Here is a 21,527-nt window from a genome sequence, read left to right as displayed (position 1 = left end):
TCATACCGGTTCTCATCCAGAGGTATAAACAGGGATAATCATATAAATATATAACTCACAAAAATCATGATTACAGACGAGCTAAGCACAGGAATCATTGAAGCTGTCAAAACCAAACTTCCGCAAAAAGATAATTTGGCAAACACTTTAATGGATATTCTTTATATAGGGAAAGAAGCCACCTATCGCCGTTTAAGAGGCGAAGTACCCTTTACGTTGGCCGAAGCGGCTATCCTATCAAGGAAATTAGGTATATCCCTGGATACTATTATAGGAACGAGTTTCCGGGAAAATGCCGTATTCGACATGAATATCGTAGACTATCAGAACCCTTTCGAGACTTATTTCACAATTCTCGACCGATACGTGAAACTGTTCCATACCATAAAAGGGGATACGAGTTCGGAAATGGGAACTTCATCGAACATCATTCCACTGACTCTTTCAATGAAGCACGATATACTTTCCAAATTCAGGCTATTCAAATGGATGTACCAAAACGAAAGCATGAGATGCAAGCATTTCGATGAACTGGAAATACCCCAAAAGCTCATCAACGTACAAAGAGAATTTACCCGAATGACATCTCACATACATTCCAGAGATTACATCTGGGATAAAATGATTTTCAGTAATCTGGTAAACGATATTCAGTATTTCTCGGATATCCATTTACTGTCAGAGGAAAATAAAGACAACATCAAAGAAGAGACGCTTTTATTGATTGACGAACTGGAAGAACTCGCCGGCCGGGGAAAATCCGAGACCGGTAATGATATAAGAATCTATATATCCAATATAAACTTTGAAGCGACTTACAGTTATCTGGAAACAACTTCCATGCACTTAAGTATGATTAGAGTATATGCCATCAATTCTATCACAACGCAAGACAATGAAATGTTCGGCGATTTCAAAGAATGGATTCAATCATTAAAGAAGTTCTCCACCCTGATATCGGAAAGCGGTGAGATGCAGCGTATCCTGTTTTTTAAAAAGCAAAGGGAAATTATCAACGCGCTTTAATTCCCTGTTTGCCGAAATCTGAAAAACCAAACCTCAAATGTGTCTGATAATGAAAGACAGATAGAATTTCTACCTGTCTTTTTCATTCGACAATGTTTTATCCTTCCAATCCTTTCAAATAGAAAAAGACACCATCCTCCATACATGATATAGTTCACCAATGTTTCATCATCTAATTCTATATTTGCAGATGCCACAAATCTTTATGCCAAGTCTTGAATTAATAACTAAATATGGGAAGTGAATTATGAATAAGAACTATATTGTAACAAACCTGATTGATGAAATGAAAGAGAGAATGCCCCACGGACAGAATTTGGCCAATTATCTGGCAGATACCCTATGTATGGGAAAAGAGTCCGTTTACCGCAGGCTGCGCGGAGAAGTCGCGTTCACTTTCGATGAGATAGCAATGATTTCCTGTAATTTCGGGATTTCCATCGACCAGATAATAGGAAATCACCTTCCTAACCGCGCCACATTCGATGTAAACCTGTTACTCTCACCGGACCTGTTTAAGAGCTATAATGAAATTATAGAACATTACCTGCAGGTTTTCAACTTCGTAAAAGGAGATAGCAGTACCGAAATATATACAGCTTCCAACACGATTCCTTTCACTCTCTACTCTTCCTATGAATATCTTTCCAAATTCAGGTTATGCCGCTGGATGTATCAGTATGAAAAGATAAAAACGCCGAATTCCTTAGCGGAAATGCAGGTTCAGGAAAAAATCGTGGCCGCTCATAATGAGTTAAGCAACAGCATGAAAAGATGCGGAAAGACCTATTTCATATGGGATACGGACATATTCCATTCACTCGTGAAAGAAATAAAGTACTTTGCCGAACTAAACCTAATCTCCGCCAATGACGGCATCCATCTAAAGGAGGAACTGTTACAGTTGCTCACCGAACTGGAAAGGCTGTCCGTCAAGGGACAATTCAACAACGGTCATGAAGCCTCCATCTATTTATCAAATATAAATTTTGAGGCAACATACAGCTATATAACGAAAAAAGATTTCCAAATCAGTCTCTTCAGAGTATATTCCATCAATTTCATGGATTCGCAAAATCCGCATATCTGCCAAATGCAAAAGGACTGGATACAATCTTTGAAAAGGCATTCCACACTTATTTCTGGAAGCGGAGAAGCACAACGCATCGCTTTCCTTGAAAGGCAAAGGAGGATAATCGAAACTTTATAGCTGCACTCGAATAAACATTCAAAAGGGTAAACCGGGATATGCCGGTTTACCCTTTTGAGCAATAAGTCATCTTGTCCCATATCTACATCTCTTCCTCCGGCTGAATATAATGAGTCCAGCCATTGATATTAATTTGGACGGCATGCCATGGTTCGGAAAAGAAAAAGACTATTTTATACTCATCCTGACGGTCAAGATATTCTTGCACTCCCCAATTGTTGCCTTCCATATCCGTCATTGCCAGATAATCAATCAGATTTATGTTAAACACCTTTTTCCTTGTATTTTTTTCAGTCACGACAAAACGGGTTTGACGATCCGACATCAATCGCATCGTATTCAACTCAACAGCGGCCGCCGAAGGGTTTCTTTGCTCCATATGATACGGACGGAAGCTCAGGACATCATCATCCAACAATGAATTATCATGTCCCAAATGCCCGTTGGATTCTATGATTTCGTAATCATAATCCTCCACATTCAGTTTCCAGCTATCATCCGAGTACCCCTGGAATATAAACCTTACTTTATTGGTATCCTTTATCAAATTAATAGTCTCCACCTGATTATCTGTTCCTGTAAACGCAATATTATGAATCTCACCATACCAAAGCGGCTCCAACTCATGCAGAACAATCAAGGATTCTTCCCGTTTTAATTGTAATCTCAACTCTGTAATAGAAGAGACTCCCGGAATCAAAGAAACGATATCATACGAACCACGTGCGCCTGCCCATGCCATAAATTGGTACTCACCGACAGACAGTTCTACTTCCATCCGGTAATTACCCGTTGACAGAGCATCACCTTCTTCCATCTGCTTAAATAAGAACAACCCCTCCTTGTCAAACACATAAAGCTCCACTTTATCCACCTGCGTATGAAACGCATCTGTAAAAAGCATATTATAATCATATTTGAATTTGACAAACAAACGGCATTCCGGCAAATGTTCATTGAAGCTATTGCAAGAAGTTATCATCCACGAAGTAACGATAAGCATCCCGGTAACCATGTAACGCACAAGTATTCCCTGTTTCATATTTTCCTTTTTTACCATTTTCAAATTTCTTGAGAATCTTCCGAGAACCTTCCCATCAAGATAAAAGTATGGGAGAAGTTCTCTCCTCCCTACCTTTATACAGTATGAAGATTGCTTTACCAAGCTGTCGTCACAGTTCCTCTGTCTGAGTATACCAAGTCCAAGGATTCACATTAATCTTGATTGACAGCCAACCGTCCTCGTCTTCATCTTCCTCACCCGGATCCGGTTTGGGCACGTCGGGATAGCCAGGATTATTGAATTTGCTGACATTAATATCGTAAACCGAGTTACGGACAACGCCAAACTCTCCCAGCTCATTCACCGCCAGGTCGGTGTCATCATGCTTAATCATAATCTTGTAATAATTGAAGGCATTTTTATAATACGTAAGGCTGCCTACAGTTTTTCCTCTGTCCTCAACGCCAATAACCGAAGCCCTTTTTCCGGTAAACTTATTCACCAAGTCTCCTATTTCAGTATCATCAGCGGCATCCGGCAAAGTAACCTCACCGACATTTACTCCATCCGCTCCTAAATACTTGTTATATGCAGTAGTAAGCGGAGTAGTTATCGAGGTTGGAACAGCCTTGCTATATTTATATTTCAATTCGGCTTCAATCCATTCCGTTAAAGTGGCAAAAGTGTAGTAACCGCCATCAATCAGCATCCAGTCTCCCGTTGCATCCTGGACATCGGTGTCCGTCATATCAGCTTTCTTATATTTCTTAGGTATAAACTTGGCTCTCAACAATACGTGGGTGGTATAAGCATGTACATTTCCTGCTTTATCCTGGGTATTTTCAAGACAGTATTCACTGGTGTTCGATACATTCCAAGTACCGGGGTCGGTAGTAATGTAAGTATAATCCACTCCGGAATGCGGAGCGTCATAATTAGGGTCTTTCCTATAAGAACCTTTTTTATACTGGTCGAACGGCGCACGGAAACCACCGGCCGGATTCAGTTCAAACCAAGTGGAGATTCTTTCCGATGTCGGATAGAACTTCGTATTGGTAGCGTTCAAAAGCCAACCTTCATTTTCAATGGAAGCCACATCACTTGCTTTAGTGATGAAAACACGGACTTTTGCAACCACACGGTCTATATTAATAACCAACGGATTGGCTACCGCTCCCGTCGCATTTTTATAGAGGGTCAGGTCTACCGGGTCGCCCAATCCCGGTTCTTCGGTCTTGGAAGGTTCCAAGCCTCCTTTGGCATTAGACATCATAAAACCATCGGTAAAGCTTAAAACTCCGTTCCCGGTGCTAAGAACGAGTGCATCGTTAACCGTAGCGTAAGGAGTACCACCGCTCCAGCCGCTTGGCGCTTTGTCTTTAAACTCTTTGGAAGCGTTGGCTACAATCAAAACACGTTTGGAAGCAGCCGGAACTTTGAATGCTTCCCCGGCATTTCCGGTGGGCTGTCCCGAAGCGTTTGCTCCCGCCTGCGACAAAGTAAGTTCAATATCGGCAGTCACGGTAGGGCTTGCTCCTGATGTGAAAAATATGGCTCTAACAGATTTAATCTCTGTTTCGGCAGGTGTACCATTTTCATGGTCGGGTACGTGCAATCCACGAGTAGACGCCAAAGACGGCGGTCTGACATTCAATGCCACCCATGCATCACCGGTCGGTTCAGTAATGATTCCATTGTCTACATCCGCTACAAAATCATCATTACTACATGCAGCAAATGCCATCGATGCAAGTGCCAACAAAAAATAATTTCTTTTTCTCATTTCTTCTACATTTTAATTAATACTATTCAATCTACGTTTATTCTATCTGTTCCCTCTCCGGGATTCAATCTCAATGGCATTAGCCTTTTTCTCCGCCAATTCCTTTAAATTCTCTTCGGCTATCGCCATTCCCAGCTTTACAGCCATCCTTAAATGTTTTTCCGCCCGTTCATAATCTCCTTTCAATAATGCAAGTACTCCCACGGCATTGTTATACTCCGGTAAATACTTATTCGATTTCACTTTTTTCAAATAACGCTCCGCGGAAAGCGTATCACCACGCAGAAGGCATGCAGAAGCTGCGTTAATATTGGCAACTTCATCTTCCGGATATAGCCTTACAGCCGTTTCAAAGACCTCTATAAATTCCTGCGAACCTTTAGGGTAACTATCAGCTACCAAGAACAATTCATTCAGACTCAGATTCTGCGGACGTTTTTTTATCATATCTTTCGCTTCATCCATACTGAAATTCCTAATATCATAATTCACTTTACAAATGGCTACACGAAGGCCTGGAAATATGTTCTTCAGGAGATACCGATAGGGTACTCCACCATGCAGCCGCATCAATTTCGTTTCCCGCCCTTCTTCGACAGACGTATTCTTTATAATCTCCAGCACCTCATCCTTATAATCCATGTCAATGGTATGGAGCGCTTTGACCAAACCCTCCCAGTTTTCACCGCCAAAAACGATATGATACAGATTTCGTGGAAAATCATATCGGGCAGTCAGATAACGGCGTAATGCCATCGCCCGTCCCTCGGATAACCGCTTGTTTACAGCCAATGTCCCTTCAGGAGAAGCATAGCCGATTATCTCCAAACGCTGTACTTCAATACTTTTATCTGATTTCAAGTCATCAATTGCCGTATGAATCTTAGTCAGTTCCACAGGATTATTCATATATTCGGGACGGATGTCCACTTTGTTCACCTCAAAATCCAAGAAACACTCTACTTGTATTTCTCTGTTTTTCACTTTCTCCGTTACCGGTTCCACATAAGTCAAATGAGGAACTACAACATACGGAGTCAACAAACGCTCAAGCACAACTTTATCGGTAACCGTCTGCATATTCATAAATACTGTTTCTCCGCAACCGCATTCTTCACTCCGGATGTCAAGGCGGGCGTCAGCCATCCAGGGTTCATAAGGTATCGCGTATCGGTAGCGAAGCGTATCGTTTCGTATTCCATAGCCCCTTTGCACAGCATAAGGTTTCTTTAAGTCCGCATTTTTTTTAGCCGATATGGCGAGTGTACGCTCATAGGCCAAAAACTCATTCCGCCCTTTAAAAGAGACTTCCGGAAGATTACAAGTATCCGACGAAGAAATCAACCGGGGAGTAAAATTCACACTGCGTACGGATTTCACTTTCATACCATTCGTAATAAAATTTATTTCTATATGAAGAAAATCGCCATGCTGCTCAAACCTCACCGGTTCTATATTTATAGTTCCACTGTAAGGACGTTTCTGAGCTGCAGCTTGGCTCAAGCATAAAGCAAAGAATACGAATAGGATAAATTGTATATTTCTCTTCATTTTTTTATTCTATTTAATTACATAAATCAATGCCACACTTGCCTTAGTAGGCCCGAAATAATTTTTATTGCCATCTTTCAACTTCGTGCCACATGTAGCACACGGATATTTCTCGTATACAATATGCGCATATCCCAACCCCAAAGAAGCCTCTATACTCCAACGTTTCTTCAATATCCAAGAATGTCCTATCGAGATACCGCCACCGTACAAATGTCCCTGATAACGGTTACGTTGCATATTCTTGCTTATGAAAGACCAGTCCGGCCAGCCACCGACATTGAAATCGGCATAATGTCCGTGCAGTCCTACAAAAGTGCGGTTGAAACGTTCACAGAACCAATAACGGGCTTCCGGTTGTATCCCCCAATGCCGCAGGCGTCTACCGCTATCCGGCTTCCACGGATTATAATTAACCGGCACTTCTAATGTCCATTTACGTCCCAAGCCTATCTCTACTCCCAAATTCAGAGTTCCGGTAAAGTCATATAGAAGATTACTCTTCAAAGCAATTTTCTGCGCTTGACCCTCCGAGATAAAGCATCCCGACATCAACAATATGAATATCAATACTTTCTTCATTTATATTTTTATTAGGTTATGAAATGCTTTTCCCTAATTGGGTGACACTTACTTTAATCCGTTGAGTAACATGGCTTCCAACCGATCCGTCAGGATCTCTTATTGTAACCAAGTATATAATACCCGTTCGCGGCGCAGAGGCTACATTGGGTAATACTTCAATATGTATCTTCCCGTCATCCACCGTTATACTTTCCGTATCATCCCTTGCCGCTCCGGTGGAAGGACGGAGTTTTATCCAAGCCGGCGGATTATCACTACCCTTCTCCACAAAGGCTGAAAGACAATAATAATTCATTTCATGCACGGCAACATCCGTATTTCCGGTCGGCATATATTTCAAGGTCGTTCCCCCTGCCGGAAGGGCATCCCTTTGTCTGATATGAACGGATTTTACAAGATTACCCAACTTAAGCGTTATATATGCGTTATCTCTTCTCACACCTTGATAATATTGGGTATCTTCATACCATTTTAACCAATTGGAAACATATACTTCCACTGCCGTTTTACGCGGATCGGTTGTTTCTTGATTCACGATAGGTATAAGCCCGTCAATCGGTTTTCTCAAGCCGAATACACCGCCGGCCAGCATATTCTCATTATCACGAATTGTTTTTGCCTCCGGAAAATCAGTTTTACAATCAGTGATAAACTCGAAGGCCTCATGGTCTTTATTCTCATCCGTATAGGCAATGAACACCGAATTGCTTACTCCCAAATAGTAATCGTTATTGGCAACTACCTCATACGTATTACTATCATCTATCAAGATGCTATAATCAATATCGACATTGGATGCTTTCGATGCCTTGGCGTCCGCTACCGTATCATATCCCGGTCCGTTCACTGTATTAATTGTGAATGCATAAGCATGATTACGCAGTATATCCAGCATATGTTTGCCGCTACCGATCAATGCCATTTTATAATAGTAATCTTTACCTTCGTAAGTCCCTTGAAGAATGAGATAAGTATTATTTTGTATACCTGACTCGTACAAATAAACAGGACTGTTTTCCGTATGTTGCCAATCGTTAACCGTTTCCGGCGTTATCAAAGGAGCCGAGTAGCCGGCATCAGCTCTGTATTCGGTCAGATTAGAAGTATTGTCCATTATAGAATTTCCCCAATTATGAAGTTGCCCTTGTCGGGGAACATTGACCACTGCGGTAATTCCTTTCAGTTCAAAATTAACGGCCTTATTGGTAACTGTCATTTTAGCGATAGAACGAACAAGCAATAACGGACTTCCGTCAGCATTGGCTATTTGGGTCGTATTATCCACTCGGTCTACTTCCAGTAAATAGCTCATCGGAATAGTTGCGCCACTATAATTAAACGGCATAACCGCAAGCGCAGGAGTTGCCAATGGTTCTGTCAGCAGATTCTCACAAACCTCAGACAAGGTCACAACACCCGGCTTCATCTTTCCTAACAGTTTTTCCATATTAAACTCATAACCGTTCACCGCATCACCATAATAAAACTCCACCTGGGGATTAGCCAATATCAATAGTTGATATTTACTATCATCAGCTTGTTTCGTCAAGAGTACATATCTTTTCTTTATCATCTCAAAAGCTTGTACAACTTCTATCAGCCGGGCATTTCCGCCTGCTCCCTTAAACACAAATACCCACGGGGTTTTGCCAACGGTTTCCTCATCTTCCAATCCTCTTGTCGCCGGAAGTCGATATGAGTTGACACGGGTAAAGATTTCAATCTGTACCTTTTCTTCCGAAACCGTCTCCCTTTCCGGGTTCTCCACCAAAAGCGTCTCATGTTCACATGATGCCGTCAGCATGAGAAAAGTCAGACTGAGCAAACGGATTATATGTATCATAACTTTCTTCATCTTTTTACACATCGAATTGAATGAGCAAACTGATTTATAACCGATTTGGCCTGGGTAGCCACATAATTGAACTCCATAGTCCAAATATTAGCATAAGGCGTACCTATCGTATTACCTTCATTATCTTTTCCCACCCATCCCGGAGCTACCGAAGAAGACCAGTAATAACCTGTTTCACCGGCAAACTCCAAACTGCCGTCATCATGCCATCTTCTTCCTGCCGATGGAAAAAACAATGACGCATCAGTTGCCGAATTGACGATAAGCGTTCCGCCATAAGCCGCATCGGCACTATTCAGAGCCACTCCCTTATATCGGGTAACAGTACCGTTCGCCCTATCCAGCCCATCTATCATTGCTTCCGTTTTTATAGGACGTCTGTCAAAAAAACCATCCGCATAGAATCCATACATCACTTCATTCAGGATTTTAGGGACGTACAGTTCCGTCTTTACAGTCGGATCGATAGGCTGATATACAGTCGTAGGGCTTCCGTCTCCCTTCATCGGCTCATTAAACAAAGACATTCTCCATTCGGACTGATACACTTGATCGTAGCCAAAACTATTAGTTGCGATTTTATTTATCGGACCATCCGTGGGGCGATAATACCCCGGAGGGCATATTTCCAACGAATCTTTATACTTGAATCCTGTAGCAGGATCCCAAAGAGGCGGACTATCCGTATAGAATTTCGGCCAATCGGGTATGCTCCAACCGGATGATACGTTCTTATTCGTAGGATGATAGGCTCTATTAGCCAATCGGGTATGTCCTTTGGCAAGCCCCCATTGAAAATGTGCGCCGGCTTGAGTGGGATAATCCACAAACGCCACTTCATTTCCGAGATTGGATATATCGACTCCATACCATTCGGCAATACTGCCCGGGTTGTTTTTATATGCTTTAGCCGTCAAGTTATATGGAGAAAACTTTCTTCCGAAAGAACTCCCCGAACTTCCGCTTCGCATCAGATAATCCGGAGCCTCCCCCTGACGTACATAGACTTTAGTCTTGTAGGTAAGAAAGTTTCCACTATCGTCATTACCCTCATAGGTAAGTTCTACGACTCCGTATCTCGGTTTATCGATATCGGTATTCCTACTTTTGAGTCCTATCCGGAAATAAATTCTCCCTTTTCCATGTACAAAGTCTCCGGTTTCACCTCTATATTCATTGGGAATAACCGGATATTTCTCCGGGTCGCCCGGTAAAGCCGTACCTATACCCGGATCAAAACTGGGTGTAGAGCTCAATACAATAAAATCCTTATAAGCGTCAGGAACTTTTGCCGTCCACTGATGCCAGTATGTATATCTCAGGCCGCTAATCACTCTCTCTCCCGTTTCATTATTCTTATAGAAAGCGCCTACATAAGGCTGGGACCAGGGATATTTCTCCGAGTTTGCAATAAAATCAAAGCGTTTCCCCTCTTGCTTTACATGTACGGTAACAGTCTTTAAAAGCTTATTCTTTCCATCATAATCTTCCGCAGCCATCAACGTTATTTCATAAGTTTCCTCCCCTATTTCATTAGGCCAGTCCAACAGAATGTCCATATAACCTGCTCCCGTTTGAGGATTGTATAAGAATCTCTCGTCATTATTCACATTCCAACTTTGAGATGCCAATGCATTAAATACTACATTCGTATCTTCCTGCCGATTGGAGCTTCTCACTTTTACGGTTTCCAGAACTCTCACTACCGGCATATTTGACCAAAATGAAATACGTGCCCCATTAAAATCGGTTATGCTGACTTCCGTATGCGAAACATTCAACATCCTATTTCCCGCTATCTCCCAATCATTGGCGATGTAATCCCATTCGGAGGCTTTTATATTCACTTCAAGCGGTTCCTTGATAATCGCTGTCAAATCCAGTTTGGTATTGAGCGGCAATCTGTAATCAAGTGGTTCTTTACTAATCTTCAACTCACAAGAAGGGCTGTAATTGTCCCCCATATCAATAATAAAGTTCACAGCCTTTCCCTTATCATCCTGTTCCATCAGTCCACTGGAAGGCAGTATGATACGATTCACTTTCTTAGCCCAATTGGCTCCCTCTGTAACAGGTACAGCATCCGAAAAATAATTTCCATCTTCATTTTTAGTAAATGCGCGTATTACTGTCCGTTCAATTGCAGGACCGCTATATCCGGCAGTGAGAGGAACTGAATTCGGTACATTACTGAAAATGATACCATTAAATGTTTCATCGAAATTATCTGCAGATTCCACTGTAACATCGACCCGCACTCCAAGTCTGTCAAGAGCCAGTTCCAATACGGAAAATTCCGTTCCATCACTCAACCGGATTCCTTTTCTACCGGACAAGACAGTTACATTTTTAAGTTCCTGTATCATTGGAATTATCTGTTCCGAAGAGAAATACTCCGCTGGATAAGCAATCCTATCCAAATCAGCATATTTCTCAATACCGTTCAAGGTATTCACAATATCCTGATGTACAGGCTCGTTTACCAAAAACACAAAATCGTAGCCTCCCGGAGAAATCGCATGATGAACGATATCACCCAACCATGCATTATAACGAATATTAGTAGTAAGATTACCTGTGGAACGTTCAAAGGATAAGATACGGAGAGAACGGACTACATTATCATCCGCTTCACCCGGATGTGTAGTATTCATAAGTTCCATCCCTCTCACAGAAATAGATGAGACGTCTATACCATGAGTATGTATTTCATCTATGCAGGAGGACAAAGCCGCCAGCAATAAAATGAATATCACACTCTTATTTATTATAGATTTCTGTACCATCATAGTTCAACATATTTTGTAACATGAGACCAACTCGAATCTCATATCACAAATATCGTTGAATTAAAGAAGAGAATGAATTATATCCATTTCTGATATAGACAATGGAAATATGGATAGACAACTAATTATACTATTACCGCAAGAAGATGTCTTGAATATAGAAAAGAACAGATAGCAAATAGGAAATATTGCATTATCTGCACCAATCGGAAACAAAAGTTTTGATAATCGAAACCGAAGGCTTATAATTTACAAACAAAATACACTAACTTTCCGCCTTATACTTTCTACGGGGAACTTGTCAATTATACCACTGACAAATTCCCCGTAGGAAAAAAGGAATGAAATACATAACCATCTTCAAATGATTACGAACACTGTTATTCTCTAACGTTTCTTGATAGGAATATAAGTCACATCATCCAATACATTCTTGTACGCCGGGCGGATGATACGTTTACCCTCGAAGTTCAGTTCCTCATTACGGTGTGCACACCAACCTACGATACGAGCCATAGCAAACAGCGGTGTAAAGATTTCCTGCGGCAAGCCAATCATCTCATATACAAAACCGGAATAGAAATCAACATTGCTCGAAACGGTCTTTCCGTTATTCTTCACACGTCCAAAGACTTCGATAGCACGTTCTTCCAGCAGTTCCAGGAACGCGAACTCACGTTCCTTACCTTTCTCGCGGGCAAGGTCACGGGCAAGTTCCTTCAACAGTATGGCACGCGGATCGGAAATGGTATAAACGGCATGACCGATACCATATATCAGCCCTGTCTTGTTGTAAACCTCCTTGTTCAACATACGGGTAAAGTAAGTATCAATCTCGTCCACATTTGTCCAATCCTGAATGTTCTCCTGCAAATGGTGGAACATATCGGCAACCTGAATATTGGCACCGCCGTGAAGCGGCCCTTTCAAAGAACCGATACCCGCTGCAATAGAAGAATAAGTATCCGTCCCGGTAGAAGAAGTTACACGTACAGTAAACGTAGAGTTGTTACCGCCGCCATGCTCTGCCTGCAACACCAGCAACAGGTCGAGAGTACGAGCATCCAGTTCCGTATAATCCTTTTTCAGCATATACAAGAAGTTTTCTGCGAGAGAAAGATTTTCCTGTGGATGACGGATGTGCAACGAACGGCCATGAGTGGCATGGCGAAGCATATTGAAGGCGTAGGCTATGATAGTTGGGAACTTTGAAATCAGTTCGATGCTTTGGCGCATCAGGTTATCGCGGGAAGTATCATCGGCATTCGGGTCAAAACGATACATCTCAAGCACACTACGTGCCAGAATGTTCATAATATTGTTTCCCTCGAGTTCAATGATATTCATCTTCGTTTTCTGTTCCAACGGCATATTATCGTTTATCAGTTCGCGAAAGGAAATCAACTCTTCCTTATCGGGAAGACGACCGGAAAGCAACAGATAGGCTACCTCTTCAAAGCCAAAACGTTTTTCTTTAAGAATGGCATGCGCCAAATCCTCAAGGTCGTAACCACGATAGAATAATTTACCCGGAATAGGCTTTAACCCACCGCCCGGAATACGTTCGTAGCCTACTACATTACCAATTTTGGTCAATCCGACCAATACCCCCGTTCCATCCTCATTACGCAAGCCGCGTTTTACATCAAACTTCTTGAACAGTTCGTTCTCAATCCTGGTCGCTTCTTTCAGGTCCTCAGAGAGCTTGTAAATCAAATATTCCTTCTTCATAATTATGTATGTTTTTTATTATTTTTCGATTCTTTCCACAATTTCCCGTGTAAAAGCAGATGTAGACAATGAGACACCACCCTGCATAAAGCGAGCTAAATCGGCAGTGGCACGACCTTCCGTAAAACTATTCTCCAATGCTTTCTCTATTAGCAAAGCCGCTTCTTTCCAGCCCAGATGTTCAAGCATCATCACCGCTGAAAGAATGATAGAACATGGATTTACAACATCTTTTCCGGCAATATTTGGAGCCGTACCATGAGTAGCTTCAAAAATAGCGTGACCTGTCTTATAATTGATATTGGCGCCCGGAGCGATACCGATACCGCCCACCATGGCAGCCAGTTGGTCGGAAACGTAATCACCGTTCAGGTTCAGTGTTGCAATGACCGAGTATTCTTCGGGAATAAGCAGCGTATTCTGCAAAAAAGCATCAGCTATACAATCTTTGATAACAAGACGCCCGTCCTCTATTTCTTTGCCAAATTCACGTTCTGCCACTTCGTACCCCCATTTCTTGAAACCGCCTTCGGTGAATTTCATAATGTTGCCTTTGTGCACCAATGTCACAGAAGGCAGATTATTTTCGAGTGCGTACAGGCAAGCCGCGCGTACCAACCGCTCCGTACCTTCTTTAGACACAGGTTTTACACCAAAAGAAGAAGTTTCGGGAAAACGTACTTTAGTCACACCCATTTCATCATGCAAGAAACGGTAGAACTTATCGGCTTCCGGTGTTCCGGCTTCCCATTCGATACCTGCATAAATATCTTCTGTATTCTCACGAAATACACACATATTTACCTTCTGCGGTTCTTTCACCGGAGAGACTACGCCTTTATACCAACGCACAGGACGCAAACAAACATACAAATCGAGCGTTTGGCGTAATGCCACGTTCAGCGAACGGATGCCTCCGCCGATAGGGGTAGTCAGCGGACCTTTAATACCAACCTTATAAGTTCGGAATGCTTCCATCGTTTCTTCTGGTAACCAGGAACCCGTTTCATTAAATGCCCGCTCACCCGCCAACACTTCTTTCCATTCGATACTCCGGCTGTCTCCATAAGCTTTTTTCAGAGCTGTATTCACAACAGCCTGCATAGACGGGGTTATCTCCGCCCCGACTCCGTCACCTGTAATAAAAGGTACAGTAATCTTTTCCATATTCTATCGTGCATTTAATGCAGAACCGGCACGAAACCAGCCTATCTGCTGTTCATTATACGTATGTTGTACTTCAAAACTTTCTTGACTTCCGTCCTCGTGATGGAGTACCACCGTCAAGTTACGTTCCGGAGCAAAATCTTTCAAGCCCACAACAGACAGTAAATCATGCTCCTGAATCTTATCATAATCCGCCTTATCAATAAAAGTCAGCGCCAGCATGCCTTGTTTCTTCAAATTCGTCTCGTGAATACGCGCGAAGCTTTTAGCCAAGATAGTACGTACATTCAGAAAACGAGGTTCCATAGCAGCATGCTCACGACTGGAACCCTCACCATAGTTTTCTTCGGCAACGACAATGGAAGGAATCCCTTCCGATTTATACAATTTAGCCGTACCGGAAACTGTTCCGTACGTGTTTGTAGAGTGGTTCCATACTTTATTTGTTTCTCCGTTGAAAGCATTGACAGCACCCATTAACATATTATCCGAGATATTCTCCAAGTGTCCGCGAAAACGGAGCCACGGACCTGCCATCGATATATGATCGGTAGTACACTTGCCCTGCGTCTTAATCAACAGAGGCATATTCAATAAGTCTGCGCCATCCCAGGCAGGGAAAGGAGTAAGGAGTTGTAAGCGCTGTGACTGAGGCTCTACCACAATATCCGCCTTTACATTGGAAGGTGCGGTATATCCCTCACTTCCTGCCGTAAATCCCTTTAGAGGCAGTTCTTCGCCTACGGGTTCGGAGAGCTTAACCCTTTCACCGTCGGCATTCACCAATGTATCTTTCAGCGGATTAAAACACAAATCCCCGGCAATAGTCAACGCCATGGTCAGTTCGGGAGAGGCTACAAACGCATATGTATTCGGATTACCGTCCGCCCGTTTGGCAAAATTCCGATTGAAAGAAGTTACGATAGAATTCTTGCGGGTAGGATCATCGGTCACACGCTTCCACTGTCCGATACAAGGTCCGCAGGCATTTGCCATAATTGTAGCGCCTATTTTTTCAAAAGCGTCAATCATACCGTCACGCTCTGCTGTCGCACGTATGCGTTCCGAACCCGGATTGACAATCAAAGGAGCGGCCACATGTAAATGTTTCGCCGTTACCTGACGCGCCAAAGATACCGCACGACTCAAATCCTGATAAGATGAATTGGTACAGGAACCAATGAGCCCCACTTCCATCTTACGAGGATAACCGTTCTTTAAAACTTTCTCGGAAAATTCAGAAATAGGCGTAGCCGCATCCGGAGTAAACGGTCCGTTGATATAAGGTTCCAATGTAGAAAGGTCTATGTCGATAATACGGTCATAGTACTTCTCCGGATTTGCAACCACCTCGTCATCGGCACGAAGCCCTGCGGCAACGGCAGTAGCCATATCCGCCACTTCCGCACGTCCGGTAGCTTTCAGATAAGCAGCCATACGATCGTCATAAGGAAAAAGAGAGGTAGTGGCACCTACTTCCGCACCCATATTACAAATCGTAGCCTTTCCGGTAGCCGAAAGCGAGACGGTACCCGGCCCGAAATATTCGATAATGGCATTCGTTCCGCCTTTGACTGTCAGAATTCCCGCTAACTTCAGAATAACATCTTTAGGAGCCGCCCATCCGTTTAATGTTCCTGTAAGACGGACACCGATCAAGCGGGGCATTTTCAGTTCCCATTCCATACCGGTCATTACATCCACCGCATCAGCACCGCCTACACCGATAGCCACCATACCCAAACCGCCGGCATTCGGAGTATGAGAATCGGTACCTACCATCATACCACCGGGAAAAGCATAGTTTTCCAACACAACTTGATGAATGATACCTGCTCCGGGTTGCCAGAAACCGATACCGTAACGGGAAGAAACATCCCGAAGGAACTTATACACTTCCTCGTTCGTTTTGGTTGCAGTGGCAATATCTTCTTTTGCCCCTTTGTAAGCCTGAATCAAATGGTCACAATGTACGGTCGAAGGAACCGCCGCCTCATCACGACCAGCATTCATAAACTGCAATAAAGCCATCTGCGCAGTTGCATCCTGCATAGCCACACGATCGGGACGAAAGTTTACATAGTCTTCGCCGCGTTTATAGTTCTTCACATTCTTCTCATCATACAAATGAGCATACAAAATTTTTTCCGCTAAAGTCAACGGACGTTGCAATATAGTCCGAATACGTTCTATTTTCCTCTCATAAAGTGCATAAAACGTTTTGAGCATTGTTAAATCATATACCATAACCACTCTTATTTTTTAGTTTTTCAATATTGTAAAGATTACAAATTAATATAATAAACAAATTAAAATAAGGAAAAGTTTAACAAAATAAAGCATTTCTTCCCCTAAAGACTGAGATTTATTACCTTTGCAGATATGAAAGAACAAGATACAAACAGTCCCATTATACATCTCCAACGGCAGCAGCTCCTGCTACGTATGGAATACGAATACGAAAAAGAAGAATTCAAACGACAGACAGAGAATATGGGTGTCGCCCGAAAAATCAAACGGGGACTTTGCTGGTATCCTGCCTCACCGGGTCGAAGTTACTATAATTCGTTGAATCAATTAGTAATAGAAATTACACATACCAAGAATACCGATATAGAACATAACTTTGAATTCGGACGTCCCGTCTGTTTCTTCCGCCAATCCGCCGATGGAAAAATCACTTACTTTAATTTTACAGCCACCGTCAGTTATGCAGACGAGGCACACATGGTAGTGATTATGCCCGGTGCGGGAACTATCATGGATATACAATCCGCCGATAATCTCGGAGTTCAGCTTTATTTCGACGAAACCTCTTACCGCACGATGTTCGAAGCGCTGGAAGATGTCCTTCGTGCAAAAGGCAATCGTCTTGCAGAATTGCGGGATATTCTGTTGGGTACGGTCAGAGCCGGATTCCGTGAACTTTACCCGGAACGTTTCCCTTGGTTGAATTCTACTCAAGAAACTGCCGTAAACAAAGTATTATGCGCTCGCGATACAGCCATCGTACACGGTCCCCCGGGAACAGGAAAAACCACTACGCTTGTAGAAGCTATCTACGAAACTCTACATCGTGAACCTCAAGTATTGGTATGCGCCCAAAGCAATATGGCTGTCGATTGGATTTCCGAAAAGTTGGTGGACAGAGGCGTAAACGTTCTACGAATCGGCAACCCCACACGTGTCAATGACAAAATGCTGTCTTTTACGTACGAACGCCGTTTTGAAAACCATCCGCTTTATCCTGAATTATGGAGTATCCGTAAAGAACTACGGCAATTGGGCGGTAAAGCCCGCCACGGCAGTTACGATGAACGCGAAGGAATACGCAGCCGCATGAGCCGTCTGCGCGACCGTGCCACAACACTGGAAATACAAATCAATGCCGAACTGTTTGATAGCGCCCATGTCATCGCTTCTACGCTTGTAAGCAGCAATCATCGCCTTTTAAACGGGCGCCGTTTCGGTACACTGTTCATTGATGAAGCCGCCCAGGCTTTGGAAGCCGCTTGTTGGATAGCCATCCGTAAGTCAGACCGGGTAGTGTTGGCAGGAGACCACTGCCAGCTCCCTCCTACCATCAAATGTTATGAAGCCGCACGTAGTGGACTGGAACAAACTTTAATGGAAAAGGTGGTAGCCAACAAACCGTCTGTCGTATCTTTACTGAAAGTGCAGTATCGCATGCATGAGGATATCATGCGTTTCTCCTCAGATTGGTTTTATGACGGAGCACTGGAAGCGGCTCCCGAAATACGCCACCGGGGAATATTAGATTGGGACACACCCATTACTTGGCTTGACACCTCCGAAATGGATTTCAAGGAAGAATTTGTCGGAGAAACATTCGGACGTATCAACAAAGAGGAAGCCCACTTATTACTAAAAGAACTGGAAGCTTACATTCAACGAATAGGCGGTAGCCGCATTCTCGAGGAGCGAATCGACTTCGGACTAATCTCGCCCTACAAGGCACAAGTACAATACTTGCGGGGAAAAATAAAAAGCAGCGCTTCATTACGTCCTTACCGCAGTTTGATAACAGTCAATACCGTTGACGGGTTTCAAGGGCAGGAACGTGACGTTATCTTTATCAGTTTGGTACGTGCCAATGAAGAAGGACAAATCGGTTTCCTGAACGATTTACGCAGAATGAATGTAGCGATAACAAGGGCGCGCATGAAGTTGGTTATCCTGGGAGAAGCAACGACGCTAAGCCACCACACTTTCTATAAGAGGCTGCTTGAATATGTAAGAACCATTAATGACAAGTAATGAAAAAACCTCTCTCAACATAAATTGAAAGAGGTTTTTATTATTCTCTGATTTATATCAGGAATCAGTTATTTTCCGGACGGAGTTTACGAACCGTTACGGCAGTCTGCCACATTTCACTTTCACGCAACGCTTTTAGTTCTTCGTTCAGTTTCTCACGATAATCAGGCTTAGAGTTACTGTCAATAGAAATCTGAGCTTCGTTACCGGACTTAACGCTCTGATACAATTTCTGTACAACCGGTTTGATAGCATCGTGGAACGGAGTCATCCAATCCAACGCACCGCGTTGAGCTGTAGTAGAACAGTTGGCGTACATCCAGTCCATACCGTTCTTTGCAAACAACGGCATCAATGACTGAGTCAGTTCTTCAACCGTTTCATTGAAAGCTTCCGACGGAGTATGGCCGTTTTCACGCAAAACCTCGTATTGAGCCAACAGTAATCCCTGGATAGCGCCCATCAAAGAGCCGCGTTCACCTGTCAAGTCTGAAGTAGCTTCACGGATGAAAGTAGTTTCAAACAAATAACCGGAACCGATACCGATACCCAACGCAAGCGTTCTGTCCAAAGCCTTGCCGGTAGCATCCTGATAGATAGCGTAAGAAGAATTCAAGCCGCGGCCTTCGAGGAACATTGTACGCAATGACGTACCCGAACCTTTAGGAGCAACCATGATAACATCGATATCCGTAGGAGGAACTACACCGGTACGATCGCTCCATGTAATAGCGAAACCATGAGAGAAGTAAAGAGCCTTTCCGGGTGTCAAGAACGGTTTCATGGTAGGCCATACAGACATTACGGCTGCATCAGACAAAAGACACATAATAATAGTACCTTTTTGGCAAGCATCTTCAATGCTGAACAGAGTTTCACCCGGAACCCATCCGTCTGCAACAGCTTTTTCATAAGTCTTACCCTGACGCTGGCCTACGATTACATTGAAACCATTGTCGCGCAGGTTACAAGCCTGACCGGGACCTTGTACACCGTAACCGATAACTGCGATTGTTTCATCCTTTAAAATCTCACGTGCTTTTTCCAAAGGAAATTCTTCGCGGGTCATTACATTTTCAATAACACCGCCAAAATTCAATTGTGCCATTTTTTGTTTTAATTTTTATTTATGGCTTACGCCAACTAATTGATTAATAAATTATTTTCCTACAAATATCACTTTAGAACGACAAACCACTTCGTTACCATTCTTTCTAACTTCCACATCATACGTGCCGTCACCGACATAATCCTTATAAAAAGTAAGCTCGTCATCGTAATAACTCTCGGCTACATACGCCATTTCAAAACGACGGATACGGCTCTCCTTATACAACTCTATCGGAAATAAATCAAGAATATGCTCGATATAACGGATGCTGTTTACGTGCCCGTTAATATCAATATCGCTATATCTGGCATTCAGGGAAGAAGCCGGTTCCATAGAAGTCACTTTTATGCGCGAAGGTTTTTCGATGGGGCAAGGTTCGTCGCACACATAGTCCACGATACTGCCGCCATGCAAAGCCAGCAAATCGGCAGGCTTACGGGTATTGAGACTAATCATCGCCCATACGGAACGAGCATACCCTATTTTCTTTCCATCTTTATTGATAATGGCAAAGTTACGGTCGGTAAAAAGGCGGTATACATTCTCCACCCAAGTCTGGATAGAGAAATCCTCGTATTGATACGGCATCTCGTCCAACTCGATAGCCAAACGCGACAACACCCACGTATAATTATCCTCATTCAAGGTTGCGATACCGAAACCGCGTTCCGTAGCATGAAACCCTGCACAGTTCAACAGATGGTTACCAAGCACACCCATTGTCAGGCGCCCGGTAAAGTCCACATGAAACGGTTCCGCAACAAACCTATAAGTTCCTATTTTGTTATTCTCACTCATTATTCTTGTTGTTCTTTACTCCGGCGATATTTCGCTTCACGATCCGCCAAATATTCGTTTACACGTTCAAAGCAACTTGTTGTGATAGCCACACGGCCGGAACGTACAAACTGGAGCACACACTCCAACGCACGAAGCTCCTCATAGAGATTGGTTATCTCTTCACTCATGCCGTTCTTCTCTACAATAGAGAATACGGAATTTACCTCCACGATACGCGCATTGTATTTACGGATAATTTTAGATACTTCCGGCTTCTCCTCCAAGGTGGGAGTCGTTATCTTGTAAAGCGCGATCTCATGCTGATAGATTTCATCATCCGTAAAATAGTGCGCCTGCAGCACATCTATCTTTTTGGTGATTTGTTTTGTCACCTTCTCGATAGTATCCTTGTCCGTCCAAGCTGTAATGGTATATTTATGTACCCCCTTGATGGAGGATGCCGAAACGTTCAAACTCTCGATATTGATTTGTCGGCGGGTAAATACCGCCGTTACCTGATTCAGCAAACCTGCAAAGTTCTCCGAATGAACGATAATTGTATATAATGTCTTGTCCATACCTTTTTTAATTAAGAATGAAAAATGAAGAATTACATTTTGTATATATCTCCTTAATGAAGAATGTAGAATAAAAGAGA

General features: G+C 43.0%; 15 protein-coding genes. 3 read left to right on the top strand and 12 right to left on the bottom strand.

Going from position 1 to position 21,527, the window contains the following annotated elements; all coding sequences use genetic code 11:
• Positions 1 to 66: 66 nt before the first annotated feature.
• Both I2F54_RS11680 and I2F54_RS11675 read left to right on the top strand, forming a co-directional pair.
• On the top strand, positions 67 to 1,026 hold the full coding sequence (locus tag I2F54_RS11680) for a hypothetical protein (protein ID WP_009123184.1): 960 nt from the start codon (positions 67 to 69) through the stop codon (positions 1,024 to 1,026).
• 247 nt (positions 1,027 to 1,273) lie between these two features.
• Complete coding sequence (locus I2F54_RS11675; protein ID WP_118468171.1) at positions 1,274 to 2,236, top strand: hypothetical protein; 963 nt, start codon at positions 1,274 to 1,276, stop codon at positions 2,234 to 2,236.
• An 82-nt stretch (positions 2,237 to 2,318) separates the two neighbouring features.
• On the opposite strand, the gene I2F54_RS11670 is transcribed toward I2F54_RS11675, so the two are convergent.
• From I2F54_RS11670 to I2F54_RS11630, 9 genes are all read right to left on the bottom strand, one after another.
• A complete protein-coding gene (locus tag I2F54_RS11670; RefSeq protein WP_039951163.1) occupies positions 2,319 to 3,278 on the bottom strand; it encodes a FimB/Mfa2 family fimbrial subunit in 960 nt (319 codons plus the stop codon).
• A 130-nt stretch (positions 3,279 to 3,408) separates the two neighbouring features.
• The gene (locus I2F54_RS11665) at positions 3,409 to 5,022 is read right to left on the bottom strand and encodes an Mfa1 family fimbria major subunit (protein ID WP_195501299.1); all 1,614 of its coding nucleotides are present in this window, start codon (positions 5,020 to 5,022) and stop codon (positions 3,409 to 3,411) included.
• Positions 5,023 to 5,064: 42 nt separating this feature from the next.
• Positions 5,065 to 6,573: a DUF3868 domain-containing protein gene (locus tag I2F54_RS11660; protein ID WP_195501298.1), complete on the bottom strand. Its 1,509-nt coding sequence runs from the start codon at positions 6,571 to 6,573 to the stop codon at positions 5,065 to 5,067.
• A gap of 9 nt (positions 6,574 to 6,582) precedes the next feature.
• A complete protein-coding gene (locus I2F54_RS11655; RefSeq protein WP_009123178.1) occupies positions 6,583 to 7,155 on the bottom strand; it encodes a DUF3575 domain-containing protein in 573 nt (190 codons plus the stop codon).
• 16 nt (positions 7,156 to 7,171) lie between these two features.
• Positions 7,172 to 9,013, bottom strand: coding sequence for a DUF4906 domain-containing protein (locus I2F54_RS11650; protein ID WP_195501297.1), 1,842 nt, complete (start codon positions 9,011 to 9,013; stop codon positions 7,172 to 7,174).
• On the bottom strand, positions 9,010 to 11,769 hold the full coding sequence (locus tag I2F54_RS11645; RefSeq protein ID WP_338083444.1) for a fibrobacter succinogenes major paralogous domain-containing protein: 2,760 nt from the start codon (positions 11,767 to 11,769) through the stop codon (positions 9,010 to 9,012). The genes I2F54_RS11650 and I2F54_RS11645 overlap by 4 nt, the downstream gene beginning before the upstream one ends.
• Positions 11,770 to 12,189: 420 nt before the next feature.
• Complete coding sequence (locus I2F54_RS11640; RefSeq protein WP_009123175.1) at positions 12,190 to 13,533, bottom strand: citrate/2-methylcitrate synthase; 1,344 nt, start codon at positions 13,531 to 13,533, stop codon at positions 12,190 to 12,192.
• Between the two features lie 18 nt (positions 13,534 to 13,551).
• Positions 13,552 to 14,700, bottom strand: a complete 1,149-nt coding sequence (gene icd, locus I2F54_RS11635; protein WP_087426209.1) for an NADP-dependent isocitrate dehydrogenase — start codon at positions 14,698 to 14,700, stop codon at positions 13,552 to 13,554.
• A gap of 3 nt (positions 14,701 to 14,703) precedes the next feature.
• Complete coding sequence (locus tag I2F54_RS11630; protein ID WP_195501295.1) at positions 14,704 to 16,947, bottom strand: aconitate hydratase; 2,244 nt, start codon at positions 16,945 to 16,947, stop codon at positions 14,704 to 14,706.
• A 135-nt stretch (positions 16,948 to 17,082) separates the two neighbouring features.
• Between I2F54_RS11630 and I2F54_RS11625 the strand changes: the two genes are divergently transcribed.
• Positions 17,083 to 18,978 carry an AAA domain-containing protein gene (locus I2F54_RS11625; protein ID WP_195501294.1) on the top strand — a complete coding sequence of 632 codons (1,896 nt, stop codon included), beginning with the start codon at positions 17,083 to 17,085 and terminating at the stop codon, positions 18,976 to 18,978.
• A 64-nt stretch (positions 18,979 to 19,042) separates the two neighbouring features.
• On the opposite strand, the gene ilvC is transcribed toward I2F54_RS11625, so the two are convergent.
• Genes ilvC through ilvN form a run of 3 tightly spaced genes read right to left on the bottom strand, consistent with a single transcriptional unit; the run spans position 19,043 to position 21,447 of the window.
• Positions 19,043 to 20,086 (bottom strand): ketol-acid reductoisomerase, encoded by a 1,044-nt coding sequence (gene ilvC, locus I2F54_RS11620; protein ID WP_009123170.1) that lies wholly within the window; start codon positions 20,084 to 20,086, stop codon positions 19,043 to 19,045.
• Between the two features lie 51 nt (positions 20,087 to 20,137).
• The gene (locus tag I2F54_RS11615) at positions 20,138 to 20,887 is read right to left on the bottom strand and encodes an acyl-[acyl-carrier-protein] thioesterase (protein WP_087412639.1); all 750 of its coding nucleotides are present in this window, start codon (positions 20,885 to 20,887) and stop codon (positions 20,138 to 20,140) included.
• Positions 20,887 to 21,447 carry an acetolactate synthase small subunit gene (ilvN, locus tag I2F54_RS11610; protein WP_009123168.1) on the bottom strand — a complete coding sequence of 187 codons (561 nt, stop codon included), beginning with the start codon at positions 21,445 to 21,447 and terminating at the stop codon, positions 20,887 to 20,889. The genes I2F54_RS11615 and ilvN overlap by 1 nt, the downstream gene beginning before the upstream one ends.
• Positions 21,448 to 21,527 lie beyond the last annotated feature (80 nt).

Source organism: Bacteroides clarus (assembly GCF_015555825.1).
GTDB classification, from domain to species: Bacteria; Bacteroidota; Bacteroidia; order Bacteroidales; family Bacteroidaceae; genus Bacteroides; species Bacteroides clarus.
This window is presented reverse-complemented; position numbering and strand designations above follow the sequence as displayed.